Source organism: Levilinea saccharolytica (assembly GCF_001306035.1).
Classification (GTDB): Bacteria; Chloroflexota; Anaerolineae; order Anaerolineales; family Anaerolineaceae; genus Levilinea; species Levilinea saccharolytica.
In genome coordinates, this window is the sequence record NZ_LGCM01000045.1 from 55,233 (window position 1) to 71,237 (window position 16,005).

The window sequence follows — 16,005 nt, forward strand, 5'->3', positions numbered from 1 at the left end:
GGCAGGGGTATTAAGCCCAGGTTTTGAGCTTTTCTTGTTTGATCTTTTCGTGCAGGGTCATCACCCCGTGAATCAGGCCTTCGGGGCGCGGCGGGCAGCCGGCCACGTACACATCCACCGGCACAATTTCGTCCACCCCCTGCACCACGGCGTAATTGTTGAACACACCGCCGCAGGAAGCGCAGTCGCCCATGGCGATGACCCATTTGGGCGAGGGCATCTGGTCGTAGAGCTGGCGCAGCACGGGGGCCATCTTGCGGCTGACGCGCCCGGCCACAATCATCAGGTCGGATTGGCGCGGGCTGGCGCGCATCAGCTCCATGCCGAAGCGGCTCATATCATAATTAGCGGCCTGTGCAGCCATCATCTCGATGGCGCAGCAGGCCAGCCCAAACAGCATCGGCCACATGGAATTGGTGCGGGACCAGTTGATCACATCTTCCAGGCGGGCGGTGACCACGCCCATGTTTCCGGCTTTTTGCTCTATTCCCATTCGAGCGCTCCTTTCTTCCAGGCGTACACGTAGGCTACCTCTAAAACCAGCAGGAAGACGATCATCAGCCACAGGCCGGGCATGCCCAGGTCGCGGAAGGTGACCGCCCAGGGTAAGACAAAGATGACCTCAATATCGAACAGGATGAAGAGCACCGCCACCAGGTAGTAGCGCACAGACATGCGGCGGCGGCCGGGGCCGTAGGGAACCATGCCGGATTCATAGGGGGAGGATTTGCGTTCGGTGGGGCGTTTGGGGCCGAAAATGGTCCCTAAGACGACCACCAAAACCCCGACGAAGACCGCCAGGCCCAAGATGACAAACAGGGGGAGATAATGTTCGATCATAGGAATCCTTACCGGATAGGTCTTATTTGTGTGTAATGAGTATATCACATGTCCAGATTGGTGGCAATTTTCACATACAAGGGAAATGGAATCATGAATAAATTTCGCGGATTAACCCCGTAAGGGCGAGGTAGTACCTCGCCCTTACGCTCATTTTTGCGCTGCCTCAGCCCGCTACGGCAGCACCTCGATCCAATCCAGGTTAACCTCACCGCTGACGCTTTCCAGGGTGAGGGTGTGCTCCCCGGCTTTGAGCAGCTTGCTGGTCCATACCAGGCCGTCCTCCTGCACCAGCGAACTGGATTGATTCAGGGTGGTCAGGGTCACGCCGTCCACCTTGACGCGCAGCTTGCCCAGCCCCAGGGGCAGGCGGCTGTAGGCCAGGCGGATCTGGCGGCCCTCAAAATTCAACCCGGCGCTGGCGCGCGGGGCCGAAGAGGTCAGCAAAGCCCCGCTGTCCTCCCACAGCCCCAGGGTGGTCAGGTTCCCCAGGTCGGCTTCGTAATGGTTCTCGGTCAGCGCCGCGGCGGGCGCAAACTGGAGTTGGAAGTTCAGATTCGAGCCCAGCGCGCCAGGGGCGGCGGCCACTTCGATATAATACGTGACGCGGCCGACCAGATCCACCGACAGGCGGGAAGTGCCCTCCGCGCCGCCGTTGTCATCCCAGGCCACCAGCTGCGGGGCGCTGCGCGAGCCGTACCACACCCCCAACAGGGTATCATACTGGCTGCCCTCCGTGCTGACGGTCAGCGTGCCGCTGCGCAGTGGGGTAAAGCGGTACCACACGCTGCGCTGGCCCTGGCCGATACCGGGGAAAACCGGGTCGAGCAGGCTGGTGGTGGCGGCGTACACGTCGTCACTGCGCTGGAAATCCGTTCCCGTCAGGCTGTCGCGCACCAGGCGGCCGTAGGCGATGAGGTTGTTGGAGGCCTTGCGCGGCGTGAATTTGGTGCTGACCACCAGGTTCTTGGCGGTGTCGCTCTTGGCGGCAATTTCCACATAGTAGGTCGTGCCCGGGTTCACCGTCAGGCTCACCGAAGAATTCTTCTTCTGGTTGGGGCGGTTGTCATTCCATGCCACCCGCGTCCATTGGTCCGCGGTGCGCGTCCACACCCCCAAAACCGTGTCGTAGTCGCTGCCGAAGGTATTCACCTTCAGCGTCCCGCTGGCGAAAGGTGAAATCTGATACCAGACGGTGCGGTAGCCCTGGAATGGTTTCTTCTGGATGGTGTAGGTGGGGTCGCCCGGGTCAGCCGTGGCAAAATCCACCGACTGCACAAAGCGCGATTCGCGAATCCCGCCCGGCGTTTCCAGCAGCACCGCCCCCGCAGGGGTGTCGTTATCCGGAGGCAGGCCAAAGGCGGCCGTCACGGCGGCGTCGCTGTTCAAAATCACCTGGAAGGGGTTGTTAAGGGACTGATACGTGCCGCTCCAGCCGCCAAAGCGGTAATCCTCCGCGGGCACGGCGGTGAGGGTGAGGGTGGTGTTCTTCAGATATTTGCCTGCAATAGGGCAATTGGGCTCAGGGCTGACCTGCACCTGCCCGCCCTCCAGCGGCTGAACGCTGGTGGTGAGGGTGTAACATTCCAAGGCCGGGCCGCTCGCGCTGAATTTCAGCGCACCGCCCACCCCATTCAGGCCGTACGCGCCGATGCGGAAGTAATAGGTGCTGCCGGCCGCGGCCTGGAAGGAGATGCGCGAGGTGGGGTCGCTGCTGCTGACGTCGTCATTCTCACCTATTTTCACCAGGCTGTCATTTTCCATGCGGAACAAAGCCAGAACGGTGTCGTAATCACTGCCGCTGGTGTGGACGGTGGTGGTTCCGCTGGCGTAGGCGGTGAATTTGTACCAGACGGTGGCCGAAATGGGGATGGTATTGTCGTTGGCGGCGCCGGAATCTTCAACCCCCGCCCCGTAGGTGACCTGGTTGGCCGTGTAGGGCAGGGTGGTGAAGACCGCGGCGTTGGCCGGCAGGTCGTTGGCCGGGGCCGGCAGAGGGGTGTCGTAGAAGGTGTGCAGCCATTCATCCCAGGCGGTGTTGGCGGTGAACTGCAAGATACCCGCCGAGCCGTCGTAATGGATGATGGACGAGGTTTCGCGGACGGGGAAGAAAATGCTGATTCCGTGCGCCGCGGCGTATTGGGCGCGGTTGTGAATGACCGCCGCGCTGACGGCCGTCTGCACGGCCTGGGCGGCGTTTTGCACCGCCGTGTCCGTCACCTTAGCCTGCACCTGGGCGGCGAAATCGTAGAGGTCAATGTAACCGTCCAGGTCAAATTCCAGGGCGGCCAGACGGGCTTCCATGATCTCCCCGGCGTGGTCGGGCGCGGCCGTGATGAGCGCCTGGGCCAGGTTGTGCGTGGCGGTGTTCAGGGCGGTGTAGGGCGCACCCAGGTCCACCGCCGCCTGGGTTTCGGAATTCAAGTAGGAGGTGTAGTAACTCTCCGCAATCTGGGTTCCCAAAGCAGCGGCGGTGATGGCCGGGTTGCTGGTGATGGCGCTGAGGATGGGGGTGTAGGGCCAGCCGTTGCCGGGTTCGGTTTTCTCTGAGCCCACGCGCACCGAAGCGTAGGGGATGATCTGGTTATCCACTTCGGTCATGGCCATCAAGCAGGCGTCAAAGCCCAGCAGATCTATGGGATGCCCGATTTGAGCCGCCGCGGCCGAAAGCACCTGGCGCAGCTCCGGCATTTGCAGATGGTCGCCGTCGGTGGAGTCGCTCAGAATGGATTTGAGCACCACTTCGGGAGAAGCCTGCAGCCAGCCGTCGCCGTGATCCCACAGCACCACGGCGTAATGTTCTGCGGGGTAATTAGTGACCGCCCAGGAGATAAAATCGGTCAGCGCCTCGGGGCTGCCCATGTTCACCTCGCCCAAACTGGTGCCGTTGGCGGCCAGGGGGGTCATGCCGGGGGTGACGTAGAAACGGCGCGTGTCGGTCCAGTTGCCGTAGGTGGTGTCGTAACCGCTGATACGGTCCATCTGCACCACGATGTTAAGATCGGCGTTGGAACCCACCGCTGACATCTCCAAAAAGTCCGCGATGGCGTAAGGCTCCAGGTTGTTGTCGCCGTCCAGGAAGACCATGAAGGTCCAGTCCTTGGGGGCGGCGGGTTCGGCGGTGAATTGGGCGCTCACCGTGCGCGCGGCGTTCATGGTCACGCTGGCGGTGGCCTCCGTGCCGCTGGCGTCGCCGCCCCAGCTGGTGAAGGTGTAGCCGTCCGCCGGGCTGGCGCTGAGGGTCACCACGGTGCCCTCGGTGTATTTGCTGCCGCAGTTGGGGGCGGGGTTGGCCTGCACGCTGCCGCCCAGGGCGGGGTTGGCGCTGGCGCTCAGGGTGTAACAAGGAGCCCCAGCGGGCACAAAGCTGGCGTTAAGGGTCAGCGAACCGCCGGCATCGCTGTAATTGGCGACCTCAATCTGGTAGGGGGTGTCTGCGGTGACGGCCAGTTCCACACGCGACTGTAGGTTGGAGCCCGAAGTGATGTCATCATTAAACGCCCGCAGGGTCAAACTGCCACGGCTGCCCGTCCACACCCCCAGCATGGTGTCATAATTGCTGCCCTGAGTGTCCACGGTGAGGGTGCCGTCCTGGCTGGGGGTGTAGCGGAACCAGAGGGTCTTGTAGCCTTTGATGCCGTAGGCCATGATGGGGTCGTCGGCGGCGGTGGAGGCGCTGTCCACGGTCTGGGTGTGGGTGTAGGGGAAGCTCTGGATCAGCTCCGGCGAGTCGAAATCGTCATTACTGGGAGCGGGAGGCTCCTCATAGAGGATGTAGGCCGCGCCGTAGCCGACGTTGTTCACCCCCCAGCGGATGCGCATGTAGCCGCTGTCGCCCCAGGTGGTGCCCCAGGAGTTGCGTAAAATCCAGCTTTGGGTGGCGTCTTCCCAGCCCACCAGGACGATGCCGTGGTTAACAGCCACCTCCTGCCCGCTGCTGTTGTAACAGGTGTAATTGGTGTCAAACACGCCGTTAGAATAGCCGCCAAAGCCCTCGGCGCACACACTGGCGCTGATGGGACCGTATTCATAAATGGCCTGCTTGATCTTTTCGACCGAAGGGATATAGGCATAGGGATCCACTTCGTTCCAACTGTAAAGCGTATAGGGGTGGTTATACACCGCGCCGCAGGTGCCGTTGGTGGCGGTGTAGGGCTTGGCCGATTCCAACACCGCGCCGGGGGGGTTGCTGTTGGCCCCGTAGGTATCCATGTGATAGTCATGCGCCCACCAGCCGCCGCTGCAGCTCCAACCGCTCTGGTTGCAGGATACCAGGTACTGCTCAGAAAGATCGGTGGTGAGGTTTTCATGGATCAGCAGGGCTGATTCCAACGGTCCAACAGTGCCAAAGGCCCAGCAGCTGCCGCAGCCGCCCTGGTTACGCACAGCGGTGACCACCCCCTGGGTGCGCCAATCGAAAGAGGCGGGAAGGGACCGGATGCTGTCCCCGTCCTGGGCTTCAACCGAAGGTTTCGCGGCCGGCGCGGTCAGCGGAGGCACGGAGAAATCGGGGGCGGGCAGCGGGCTGGTCAGGTTGAGGGTTTCGGGCAAGGCCGCGGCCTCGATCCACAGGCGGCGGGTGGCGTTTTGGGCTTCGAAAGAACGGCGGTACTGCAAGCTCAGCGGGCGGCCGCCAAACCCAGCTGCCTTAATGGAAAGGGTGCTCACGGCGGGCGCGCCCAGCGAGCCGCTGCGGTAGGCGTTCTGCGGCGGCTGGCGCAAAGCCCAGCTTTCCTGCGCGCTGGCGGTCAGATCCCAGGCGTAGCCGGTGGTGGGGCGGCTTTCCAACAGCAACTCCACCCGGCGCACGCTGCCTTCGGGCAGCGCCAGGCTCAGGTCAATCGGCCCGCCCAAGAAGTCAAACTCGCTGCCCAGTTGGGCGTAAAGCAATTGGCGCAGGGCCTCGAAATCGCTCTGCCCTTCCATGCGCAGGGTATATTCCCAGCCTTCCGCAGTTTCACGCGGGCTGCTGACGGCCAGAGAGGCCGCGAAACCGTCCGCGCGCTCGGCGGCCAGGTCGTAGAGCATCTGGCGGGCGGCCTCAGCCCCGCCGCGCTCCTCGGCTTCGGCCTGCGGGATGGGCAGATCCATCTCCAGCACCCAGGTGGGCAAGGCGGCTTGCGCTGGGCCTGCCGCGGGCTGCGGCTGGGCGGATACGTTGATGGTAGAGAAAAGCAGGGCGGCCAGAGCTCCAAAGAGCACGGCTTTACGCAGCAGGGAAGTTTTCATGACCCCTCACAGGTTAGATAGAATGATCAAGCTGATCATATCGCGCGCGTTGGGCGCGGGGTATCCAAGGTGGGTGCTGCAAATCATAGCCATTTGTCATTGCAAACCGCCGTCAGGCGTCGTAGGGGCACGTCGTAGGCGCACGTCGTAGGGGCGCGTCGTAGGGGCGCGTCTGAGACGCGCCCATTACATTCCCGCGCCCATTACATTCCCGCGCCCATTTCATTCCCGCGCCCGCCCAACCATCTTTAATTGTATGCCCGCTAAGTGCAAGCCAACATTACAAATCTGCAAATTGACCCACCGCAGGCGATAAAAAAGCCGCACTCTCGGTGAAGTGCGGCTTTGAGAGGACAAAATCAGATCAAATATTCGCGCAGATGCCGGCTGCGGGTGGGGTGGCGCAGCTTGCGCAGGGCCTTGGCCTCAATCTGGCGGATGCGCTCGCGGGTCACGTTGAAATAGCGGCTGACCTCTTCCAGAGTGTGATCCTTGCCGTCAATCAGCCCAAAGCGCAGCTCCAACACCTGGCGCTCGCGCTCCGAAAGGGCCGCCAGGGCGTTTTGCACCTGTTCACGCAGCATCTCGCGGGCGGCGGCGTCCATCGGTTCCAGGGCGTCGTCATCTTCAATGAAATCGCTCAGCTGGCTGCTGTCTTCGTCACCCACAGGGCGCTCCAGCGAAACCGGCTCCTCCGCCGACTGCAAAATGCGCTGCACCTTGGCAGAAGCCCAGGTGAGGCGGCGCTGCAGCTCAGGATCCAGCGGCAGCCCCTCAGCGCGGCTGCGCATGACCTCGGCCGTGTCCGCATCCGAAAGCATACCGGCTTCGACGGCCAGCTCTTCCTGGGTAGGCTCGCGCCCCAACCCCTGCACCATCGAGCGCTGCACGCGCAGCAGGCGCGTGATGGCCTCAAAGAGGTGCACAGGGATGCGGATGGTGCGCGCCTGTTCGGCGATGTAGCGGCTGATGGATTGGCGAATCCACCAGGTGGCGTAGGTGCTGAACTTGAAACCGCGGGTGGGGTCAAACTTGGTCACCGCGCGCAGCAGCCCCAAATTGCCCTCCTGGATCAGATCCAGGAAAGAGATGCCGCGCCCCAGGTAGCGTTTGGCGATGCTGACCACCAGGCGCAGATTGGCGCGGATGAGGGTCTGGTTGGCTTCTTCGGCCCGCCAGCGGATTTCTTCCAGGTCAATTTCAATCTGCGATTCGGTGGGCGGATTGGCCTCAAAGAAGGCCAGATCCGGCAAAGTGCCTTCCTTTTGCAGGTAGCTGAGCAGCTCAGCGGCCTTATAGGTGGGGAACAGGTACAGGTGAATAAACACCGCGAAGAGCAGCCGCACCAGGGTTTCCCAGGCGGCGTCTTTGCCCCATTGGCCGTTATCCAAAAAGTGGCGCAGGTACGAAGGCGTCTCGCTGTGCCATTGGCGGCGCAGCATCTGCGCTTCGGAAAGCATCAGGCTTAAATCCGGCAGATCCTGCCGCGATTGAATCATAGCCTCCTGGGCAGCCGTCCAACTGGCCAAAAGCTCTTCCACCACGGCCGTATATACGCTCAGGTAGTGCCCCGCCACGCCAGCCGTGGGCTGCACGCGCTTGCGCAGTACGATGAGCACCTGTTCAGCCTCAATGCGCGTGGCCAGGCGGAATTCGCTGTCGGCGTCCAGCAGGTTGATCTGCCCGATCTCTTTTAAATAGAGGCGGACGGGGTCCTCAGACAGTTCCACCGCCAGATTGGGGTCTTCCAGAATGTTTAACGGGTCTTCCAACCCCACTTCGGCCCAATCTTCGCTGGTTTGGGCCAGAGACTGCTCATCGGGCTCTTCTTTTTCCAGAATCTCTTCGTCACCCAGGGCGGTTTTTGGCTTGGCGGCGGCTTTTGCACCGGCGCGTGCTGGGCGGCGGGCCTGACCGGCGGCGGGCGCTTTTTTGCGCTGGCCGGGCTTCGCAGGGGTAGGGGGAGTTTCGGAAGCGGTTCGTTTTCGCGGCATGGCTTAACTATACCATAACACTTTGTAAAGGATTTAATCGGGCTGGATTGGCTTTTGCAGGGCGCTGTCCAGCAGTTGGCGGGTGCGGTGATACTGCACCACAATGGCGTAATAGGTGCGCAGGCTGTCGTCGCCCTGCTCTTCCAGATCGCGCTGCATGAGCTGAATTTGATCAATGGCGCTGTTGATGCGCACCAGGCGCAGGCTGAGCAGCGAGCGGGCCAGGTCTTCCAGACACTCTTCGGCGGTGGGTTCTCCAAAGGGCAGCGGGCGGAGCATATCCTCCAGGGTTTCGCCCAGGCTCTCCGGCGCGTGTTCGCGCACATAGTGATGGGCGTCCATTTGATCCTGCTCCACCCCTTGCAGCAGCAGGCGCGAAAGGGTCTGAAAATCGCCGCGCTCAAAATCTTCGGGGGCCAGGGGGGGCAGCTTGGAGGCATGCAGGTGGCGGTTGAGCAGGAACAGGGTTTCGGGCTGGCGCATCAGCAGGCGCAGGATATGATGTTCCAACTCCTGGGCGCGCAGGGCCGAGGTGGGCAGCAGCACGGGGGTCTGCGGGCGGGCGCTTTGGGCCGGGGAGGACTTGCGGCGGCGGCCAGAGGGGGCTGGACGCGCAGCAGGCCGCCCGCCCAGCAGGGAACGCTCGTCCACACGCAGCAGGCGCGCCAGGCGCTGGCGGTAAGCCTCGCGTTCCACCATATCGGGCACGTCCTCCACCAGGGGCAGCACCTGGGCAGCAATTTCGCTCTTGACTTTGGCGTCGTCCAGATCGCGGCCAGCGGCCAGGGTATCCATCACGTGCACCACAATGGGCTGAGCCGCATCCAAAATGGCCTGCCACTCCGCCGGGTTGCGCAGCACCACCTCATCCGGGTCCATGCCGGGGGGCAGGCGCGTGACGCGCACATCCGCGCTGAGGCGAGCCTCCTGCCGGATCAGCCCGCGGGCATCAAAAACCAGCTCGGTTTCGTGATCCAGAGCCTGACGGGCAATCTCCAGCCCGCGCAGGGTGGCTTTTTCACCGGCGGCGTCGGCATCCAAGGCCAGGACGATGCGGCGGGTGAGGCGTTTGAGCAGGTGCAGCTGAGCCTCGCTCAGGGCCGTGCCCATGGGGGAGACGGTGTTGCGGAAACCCGCCTGGTGCAGGGCGATGACATCCAGATAGCCTTCCACAATCACCGCCTGATCCTTGACGCGGATGTCTTTGCGGGCCAGGTCGAGGGCGTAGAGCAGGCTGCCCTTGTCAAACAGGGGCGTTTGCGGCGAATTGAGGAATTTGGGGATGTCGTTGGGGTCCAAAATGCGCGCGCCGAAGCCGGTCATGCGCCCGCGCGAATCGCGAATGGGGAAGGTCACGCGGTTGCGGAAGCGGTCGTACACCCGACCGGTGTCGGGCGATTCGCTCAGCAGGCCGGCCTGCAGCATCTCGGCCTGGCTGAAGCCCAGGGCCATGAAATGCTGGCGGGCGGCGTCCCAACTGGCGGGGGCGTAGCCCAGCCCAAAGGTCTGGATGGTCTCGTCGGTCAGCCCGCGCTTATGTAAATAGTCCAGGGCGGGGCGCCCGGCGTCGCTGTGCAGCAGGTGGTGGTTGAAAAATGCGGCGGTCTGCTCCAGCAGATCGCGCAGGCGGTCGTTCTGCTCATCGGCGGCTTCGCGTTCGGGGGTGCGCGCTTCGAGGGTGACGCCCGCGCGCTGAGCCAGAAATTCAAGGGCCTGGCTGAAATCCCAGCCCTCTTTCTTCATAACGTATTTGAAGATGTCGCCGCCCTCGTTGCACTGGCCGAAGCAGCGCCAGGTGCCTGAATCGGGGAAGACCACAAAGGCAGGGGTGCGCGTGTTTGGATGGAAGGGGCAGAAGCCGGTGTAGCTCTTGCCAGACCGGCGCAGCTTCACCGATTCGGAGACCAGGTCCACGATATCCAAACGCGCTTTGATCTCGTCCACAGCCGTCATGCGCAGCGCCCCTCCAGAGAGCGCCTTGGGAATTATAGACTCGCGCTGCCGGACATGCAAGCCCCAAACGTCGTGCGCGCTCCCTGCTCTAAAAGAGTGTTCTCCCCACCATCTGCGGATCAATAGATTTATGGTTTCATCTGCGAAATCTGCGTAATCTGCGGATCAATAGATTTACGGTTTTATATGCGTCATCTGCGTAATCTGCGGATCAATAGGTTTAAGGTTTCATCTGCGTCATCTGCGTAATCTGCGGATGATTAGGTTATTGGTTTTATCTGCGAAATCTGCGAAATCTGCGGATGATTAGATTTAAGGTTTAATCTAGGTCATCTAGAAAATTGATCGCACCGCGGGCTTTGTGTACAATGGTCGTATGCCCAAACAATCCCCCCTCCAAACCCTGATCCTCTCCCTGGCGGCCTGCCTGCTGGCGGCCAGCTGCGTCCCCAGCGTCCCCTGGCCGGAGGACGCGCCCACCGCGCCCCCTGCCCAAACCAGACCCGTCACCCAGCCGCCAAACAGCCTCCCCCCACAGCCCCAGGAAAGCCCCACCCCGGCCCCCACAGCCGACCCGCAGTCCTGGGTGTGGACGGTGAACGAAGCTGAAATGACCGTCCTGCGCGTGGACCCCGCCAGCAATCAGGTGGACGGCGTGGTGGAATTGAACGGCGTCCCCGCCCTGGTGGCGGCGGGCGAGGGCAGCGTTTGGGCGCTGGAACAGGGCTGGCAGGAGCGCAGCCATGTGGTGCGCATGGATCCCGGCCGCCCAGATGTGATCGGTCGCTTCCCCGTGGCGCAGGGCAGCGCCGTCAGCCTGGCGGTGGGCCGCGGGGTGGTGTGGGTGGGGGTGGCCGAGCCGCTCACCGGCACGCGCGCCCCGGATGAGCCGGATTACAGCCTGCCGGGCGGCCTGCTGCGTTTGGATGCTGCCACCGGCCAGGAGATGGGCTATTCGCGGCGCTATTCGGTGCCCATGCAGATTCTGATCGAAGACCCCTTTTTATGGACTCTGGAATGGTTCAGCGTGCACACCCAGCTGCAGCGCGTGGATTTGACCAACGGCCAGCTGATCACCCTGCCCTCCGCGGTGGATTCACCCGCGGCGGTACACCAGTTCGCCCGCATGGCGCGCGGCCCGCTGGGGCTGTGGGCGCTTTCCATGGACCCGCGCTCGCGCTTTGTGTATGAATTGGACCCCCTCACCGGCCGCATGGTGCGCCTGCTGCCCGTGGGCGCGCAGGAGAACGATAACCCCCTGGATCTGCTGGCCGTGGACGGCTCGCTGTGGGTGGTGCTGCGCAGCGGGAAACTGGTGCAATTGGACGCCGCCCGCGGGGATCTTCAGCGCACGGTGCAGATTCGCGACGGCATGGAAAGCGTGCAGTACGCCGCCGGTGCGCTGTGGCTGGAGAACCGCACAGAAGCCGAGCTGTACCGCGTGAACGTTCAGAGCGGCCAGTTGGAAGCCGTCATCTCCACCGGCCCCAAGCAGCCCGCCACCCCCACGCCCTTGCCGCGCGAACGGCCTGGCCCATCCTGCAAACCGGCCAAACCCACCCGCCTGCAGGTGGGCGGGCGCGCCGTGGTGAAGGACGAACCGCCCCTGCCCAACCGCGTGCGCTCTGAACCCAGCCTGGGTTCCAAGATCATCGGGGAGATTGCCCCAGGGGACGGCATGGTGCTGTTGGAAGGGCCGGTGTGCGCGGGGAATTGGCTGTGGTGGAAGGTGCAGGCCGACGGCAGCGGGCTGGTGGGTTGGACCGCGGAAGGGGACGATCAGGACTATTGGCTGGTTCCCGTGAAGCAGCCGTAACGCGCGGCGGGGTGCGACCTAATCCGGGCCGTCTTCGGCCTGCGGCCCGCCCATGGGACAGCGCGGCTGGATGCGCTGCGGGTCGCAAAAAGCCCCAAAGGCCTGACGCAAATTCTCCAGCGCCTCCGGGTTGGGTGAATAGTACACCCAGCGCGCATCGTGCGCGTCGCGTTCCACCGTCACCAAACCGGCTTCACGCAGCACTCCCAAATGGTGCGAGATCAAATTGGGCGCAATTTGCAGCGCTTCTCCCAGGTCGTGGTTCGACTGTACCCCCTCGATGATCTTTTCCAGCAGCAGCAGCCGGTTTGGCTCGCTGATAGCTTTCAGCTCGCGGGCAAACTGGTTGATGTCCTCTGAAGAAAAAACGGATGATTCCATGCGCAGCCCCTGAACGGTGGTCATTACAAGGGTTATAGCGCGTTTGGGCGTGTTTCTCTAGTGAGCTTATTAACCCCAAAAGCGGTTATTGTTCCTGATCTTCGCCCCGCGAGTCTTCATCCCCATGCTGGTGATGCAGCAGGCTTTCCGGGTTTTCAGCCACAGCCTGACGCATGGCCTCGGTCATGGCCGCCCCGTTGCGGTATTGGAAAGGCCACATGGATTTGAGATCAAACAAGGCCACGCGGTCGCCGTCTTCAAAGACATGTCCCAGATCCGGCTGGAAACCCGGCAGGGCCGAGAGATTCCCATTAACAAAGGTGATGCCGCGCTCCTGCGTGGGCAGGTGCAGCATCGCTAGCAGGTCGCCCATACTGGCTCCCGCGGGCAATTCAGCATTGACCCGGGCAAAGCCGATCTGGCTGGGATCCGTCCCATATTTACGCAGCACCCCATACAACCACACATCCAGTTTCATACTGGGTTAGCCTCCTCCAACGGGTGGAAACAGCCCAATTTCATCTTGATCGTGCAGGACAAAATCCGGCTCTTGATAAATGCCGTTGACATAGGCCAGCTTGACCTCGTCTTCCGGCAGGCGGTAATGGGCCATGACGTCGCGCACCCGCGCCCCTTCGGGCAGCTCCAGCGAGAGGGTCACGCCGATTTTGGCTTCGGGCACGAAGCGGCGTAAGGTAGCGAACAGGCGCACATAAACTTGCACAGTTCAGGCCTCACGGACAGCGGACAATATCCTGCGCCCACAGACAGTCGGCGCAGGAGGGGTTCGGCCCCCAACAGGCATTGTTTTCCAGGCGCAGATCGCAGGTCTCGCGCAGGTCGCAGTCGGGGCAGGAGGGGAAATGAAAGGCACGCACGGCGCTGCGGTAGCGGGTGTACTCCTCGCTCATCCAAATATCCGCCAGAGACGACTGGTGCACATTGCCGAAGGTGTGGCGGCGCACCTCTTTTTCGATGCCGTCAATGGTGTAGTAGTGATAGCTGTGCGACAGGGCATAGCAGGGCGAAACGCCCCCATCCCAGCCGATGACGATGGAATAATCGTGGACAAAGCGGCAGTGGGGCTCGCCCCCCCAGTGCATGCGCGGCAGCTCGGTGATGCCCCATTTCATCCAGGCGTCCGAACGCACCGGCCACCCGCCGGATTTGAGCGGCGCGATGGGTTCATAGCCGTAGAGCTTTTCCTGGTTCATCTCCGCCGTGTAGGGCAGCACGTTGGAAACCACCGCGCGCGCCACCCCCAGCCGTCCGGCCAACTCGGCCAGGCTGTCCAGCTCGGCCACATTGCTTTTCATGGCCACAAATTCGACCCCCAGTGTGGGCTGAACCGCCCCGGCCTGACGCTTGGCTTCGTTCAGGCGCTGAATATTTTCCAGCACCTCGGCCAGCTGCGCCCCGCGCACATCCGCATAGGTGTCCGGCTGGATGCCGTCAATGGAAACCACCACCTGGCTGACCCCCAGCCGCACCAATTCGCGGGCGATGCGGTCGTCCAGCAGCAGCCCGTTGGTCCCCAAAGTGACCATCAAATTGCGCTCGCGCAGCTTTTCGATGATCTCCAGAATGCGCGGGTGCACCAGAGGTTCGCCAAAGCTGGTCAGCACCACCTGATCGAGAGCGGGGAAAGCGGGCAGGTCCGCCAAAATGCGCTCGAAGGTGTCGCGCTTCATGTGTGCGCTGGGATCCACCCAGGAATGGCGGATGCAGGTCTGGCAGTTGAGATTGCAGGCGGTGGTGACTTCGATATACAGCTTGCGGACATCTGGGCGGCGAGGGTGCAGGATGAGATCGCCGTCGCGCTCATCCAGCCAGTATTCAGCCTGAGGCTCCAGGCGGCGGCGGTTGAGAAAATCCGCTGGAAGGTGAAAACGGCCGTGTTCATCGGGGGTCAATTTGGGCATGGAGCGCTCCTGAGTCTACCGGTAAAATGCGCGTGGAAAGGAGAGGGGCTGGTGCGCCCCTCTCCTTTCCCGGAGGGTATACAGCAGCTTACATTTCTTTAAAGACCGAATCCAGAGCCTCATCCGGCACATCAAAGACCTGATTATGCGGGGGCAGCGGTTCGAGGTGCATGAATTCGGGCAGGCGGTCAGCTTCGGCTTTGATGCCGGCAGCTTCGTTGAAGGCGCGTTCCACCTTCAGCACTTCGGCGCCGTAAGCCACCACATCGTCTGCGCTCCAGTTGGTACCCAGCACGCCGTTGCACTCCTGGATGAAGCCTTCGAAGCCGCTGGCGATGTCGAGGATGGGGAAGGCGATGAACAGGCAGTGGCCGGAAGAGTCAATGAAGGCGGTGGTGGCCTGGAAAGCGCGGCTGAGGGCGGCTTTGCCTTCGGGGCTGAGCGGATCCTGCTTGCCGCTGACGCCCAAAATTTCAGGGCAGATGGTGTAACCAGCGGTGTGGTCAGCGCCCATGGTGGTGGTGGCGTAAGTGATGCCAATGCCCTTCACGGCGCGCGGCTCATAGGCGGGCATGGCCTGGCCTTTGACGGTGGGCACGCGGCGCACGCCCAGCAGTTTGCCTGCCACTTCGGCCCCGCCGCCCAGCATCTTGCCGGTAGGCGTGCCTTTGCCCATCTCATGAATCAGCTGGATGGCGCCCTTGCTGTCGCCGAAGGGGATCACCCCGCCTTCCATAGCCACGCCCAGGGTCACGCCGGTTTCGATAGTGTCCAGGCCGTACGCGTTGCACAGATGCACCATGGTGGCGATGTCGTCCAGGTCGTCCACGCCCAGGTTGGCGCCCAACGCCCAGGTGGATTCGTACTCGATACAGGAAGCGCGCTCGCTCTTGTCGGGGTTGAAGAGGGTATTGGAACATTGGATGATGCAGCCGGGGGAACAGGCGTGGTTGTACACCTCTTTGCCGGTGCGCTCTTTGTTGGTTTCAAAGATGGCTTCGCCAGCGGTCTTGGGGGCGCCGTCAAAGCGGCCCGCCGAGAAATTGCGGGTGGGCAGGCCGCCCGCTTCATTAAGAATGTTGACCAACACAGCCGTGCCGTAGGTGTTCAGGCCGCCCTTGGGCTTGGAGATGGGGTGCGTGCGGATGGCGTCAATCATCTTCTTGCGGCCTTCGTCAAAGAGGGCCTTATCGACAATTTCCACACCCGGCGAACCTTTTTCGTTCAGCACAATGAATTTGAGCCGCTTGGAGGCCATCACCGCACCCACGCCGCCGCGTCCGGCGTAACGGCTGGGGCGCTTGGCCTGGTCGTTGAAGACGATGCCGGAGTTACCGTAGCCGTATTCGCCCGCGTTGCCGATGCTGGCAATAGAAATGCGGCCCTCAAAGCGCTGGTAAATCATCGGGTAGGATTCGTACACATCCTTGCCGGTGTATTCGCTGGCGTCAAAGAATTCCACCACCGGTTTTTGAGCGTCTTTATCCCAATGGATAAAGGTTCCCCAGAATTTGTCTGTATCTTGGGGCAGACCTTCCACAATCAGGGCGCGAATGCGCATGCTGGCCAGATCGGGTCCCCAGGAGGTTCCGGCATTGGCTTCTTTAATACCGCCGGTGAGCGGCGATTTGCAGCCGACCGAGATGCGGGCAGAGGTGGGAGCCGGCGTGCTGGTGACGATGCCCGCCGAAAAGACCAGTTTGTTGTTGGGGCCGAGCGCGTGGCACAGCGGCGGCACTTCTTCCGCCACAATTTTTGAGGTCAGGGCGCGTCCGTAAAGAGTACGGAAGCGTTCTGGGACGGCTTCCCATTTGGACGTGCGGTCTGTCATGTTAATGCGTAAGATCCACATAGCTTCCTCCACTGGATG

At 62.4% G+C, this 16,005-nt stretch carries 11 protein-coding genes; 1 reads left to right on the forward strand and 10 read right to left on the reverse strand.

Features of this window, described 5'->3' with window-relative positions:
- Positions 1-10: 10 nt before the first annotated feature.
- From ADN01_RS13120 to dnaG, 5 genes are all read right to left on the reverse strand, one after another.
- The gene (locus ADN01_RS13120; RefSeq protein ID WP_062417357.1) at positions 11-493 is read right to left on the reverse strand and encodes an NADH-quinone oxidoreductase subunit B; all 483 of its coding nucleotides are present in this window, start codon (positions 491-493) and stop codon (positions 11-13) included.
- Positions 484-840: an NADH-quinone oxidoreductase subunit A gene (locus ADN01_RS13125; RefSeq protein ID WP_062417356.1), complete on the reverse strand. Its 357-nt coding sequence runs from the start codon at positions 838-840 to the stop codon at positions 484-486. Before ADN01_RS13125 ends, ADN01_RS13120 begins: the two co-directional genes overlap by 10 nt.
- Before the next feature lie 174 nt (positions 841-1,014).
- On the reverse strand, positions 1,015-6,069 hold the full coding sequence (locus ADN01_RS13130; RefSeq protein WP_062417355.1) for a clostripain-related cysteine peptidase: 5,055 nt from the start codon (positions 6,067-6,069) through the stop codon (positions 1,015-1,017).
- Positions 6,070-6,428: 359 nt separating this feature from the next.
- Complete coding sequence (locus ADN01_RS20255) at positions 6,429-8,063, reverse strand: sigma-70 family RNA polymerase sigma factor (RefSeq protein ID WP_062417354.1); 1,635 nt, start codon at positions 8,061-8,063, stop codon at positions 6,429-6,431.
- Between the two features lie 33 nt (positions 8,064-8,096).
- Positions 8,097-10,016: a DNA primase gene (dnaG, locus tag ADN01_RS13140; RefSeq protein ID WP_062417353.1), complete on the reverse strand. Its 1,920-nt coding sequence runs from the start codon at positions 10,014-10,016 to the stop codon at positions 8,097-8,099.
- Between the two features lie 376 nt (positions 10,017-10,392).
- Between dnaG and ADN01_RS13145 the strand changes: the two genes are divergently transcribed.
- On the forward strand, positions 10,393-11,832 hold the full coding sequence (locus tag ADN01_RS13145) for an SH3 domain-containing protein (RefSeq protein WP_075071195.1): 1,440 nt from the start codon (positions 10,393-10,395) through the stop codon (positions 11,830-11,832).
- Between the two features lie 18 nt (positions 11,833-11,850).
- On the opposite strand, the gene ADN01_RS13150 is transcribed toward ADN01_RS13145, so the two are convergent.
- From ADN01_RS13150 to ADN01_RS13170, 5 genes are all read right to left on the reverse strand, one after another.
- Entirely contained in the window at positions 11,851-12,237 is a 387-nt protein-coding gene (locus ADN01_RS13150; RefSeq protein WP_201778685.1) for an ArsR/SmtB family transcription factor, read from the reverse strand.
- 61 nt (positions 12,238-12,298) lie between these two features.
- A complete protein-coding gene (locus ADN01_RS13155; RefSeq protein ID WP_062417350.1) occupies positions 12,299-12,691 on the reverse strand; it encodes a MoaD/ThiS family protein in 393 nt (130 codons plus the stop codon).
- 6 nt (positions 12,692-12,697) lie between these two features.
- Positions 12,698-12,937 carry a MoaD/ThiS family protein gene (locus tag ADN01_RS13160; RefSeq protein WP_062417349.1) on the reverse strand — a complete coding sequence of 80 codons (240 nt, stop codon included), beginning with the start codon at positions 12,935-12,937 and terminating at the stop codon, positions 12,698-12,700.
- A 10-nt stretch (positions 12,938-12,947) separates the two neighbouring features.
- A complete protein-coding gene (locus tag ADN01_RS13165; protein WP_062417348.1) occupies positions 12,948-14,135 on the reverse strand; it encodes a tungsten cofactor oxidoreductase radical SAM maturase in 1,188 nt (395 codons plus the stop codon).
- A gap of 88 nt (positions 14,136-14,223) precedes the next feature.
- Positions 14,224-15,987, reverse strand: a complete 1,764-nt coding sequence (locus ADN01_RS13170) for an aldehyde ferredoxin oxidoreductase family protein (protein ID WP_062417347.1) — start codon at positions 15,985-15,987, stop codon at positions 14,224-14,226.
- Positions 15,988-16,005 lie beyond the last annotated feature (18 nt).

Bases quoted from the DNA above. Each gene is read 5' to 3' on its own strand.
- ADN01_RS13120 (WP_062417357.1), bottom strand. From the start codon at position 493: ATGGGAATAGAGCAAAAAGCCGGAAACATGGGCGTGGTCACCGCCCGC.
- ADN01_RS13125 (WP_062417356.1), bottom strand. From the start codon at position 840: ATGATCGAACATTATCTCCCCCTGTTTGTCATCTTGGGCCTGGCGGTC.
- ADN01_RS13130 (WP_062417355.1), bottom strand. From the start codon at position 6,069: ATGAAAACTTCCCTGCTGCGTAAAGCCGTGCTCTTTGGAGCTCTGGCC.
- ADN01_RS20255 (WP_062417354.1), bottom strand. From the start codon at position 8,063: ATGCCGCGAAAACGAACCGCTTCCGAAACTCCCCCTACCCCTGCGAAG.
- dnaG (WP_062417353.1), bottom strand. From the start codon at position 10,016: ATGACGGCTGTGGACGAGATCAAAGCGCGTTTGGATATCGTGGACCTG.
- ADN01_RS13145 (WP_075071195.1), top strand. From the start codon at position 10,393: ATGCCCAAACAATCCCCCCTCCAAACCCTGATCCTCTCCCTGGCGGCC.
- ADN01_RS13150 (WP_201778685.1), bottom strand. From the start codon at position 12,237: ATGACCACCGTTCAGGGGCTGCGCATGGAATCATCCGTTTTTTCTTCA.
- ADN01_RS13155 (WP_062417350.1), bottom strand. From the start codon at position 12,691: ATGAAACTGGATGTGTGGTTGTATGGGGTGCTGCGTAAATATGGGACG.
- ADN01_RS13165 (WP_062417348.1), bottom strand. From the start codon at position 14,135: ATGCCCAAATTGACCCCCGATGAACACGGCCGTTTTCACCTTCCAGCG.
- ADN01_RS13170 (WP_062417347.1), bottom strand. From the start codon at position 15,987: ATGTGGATCTTACGCATTAACATGACAGACCGCACGTCCAAATGGGAA.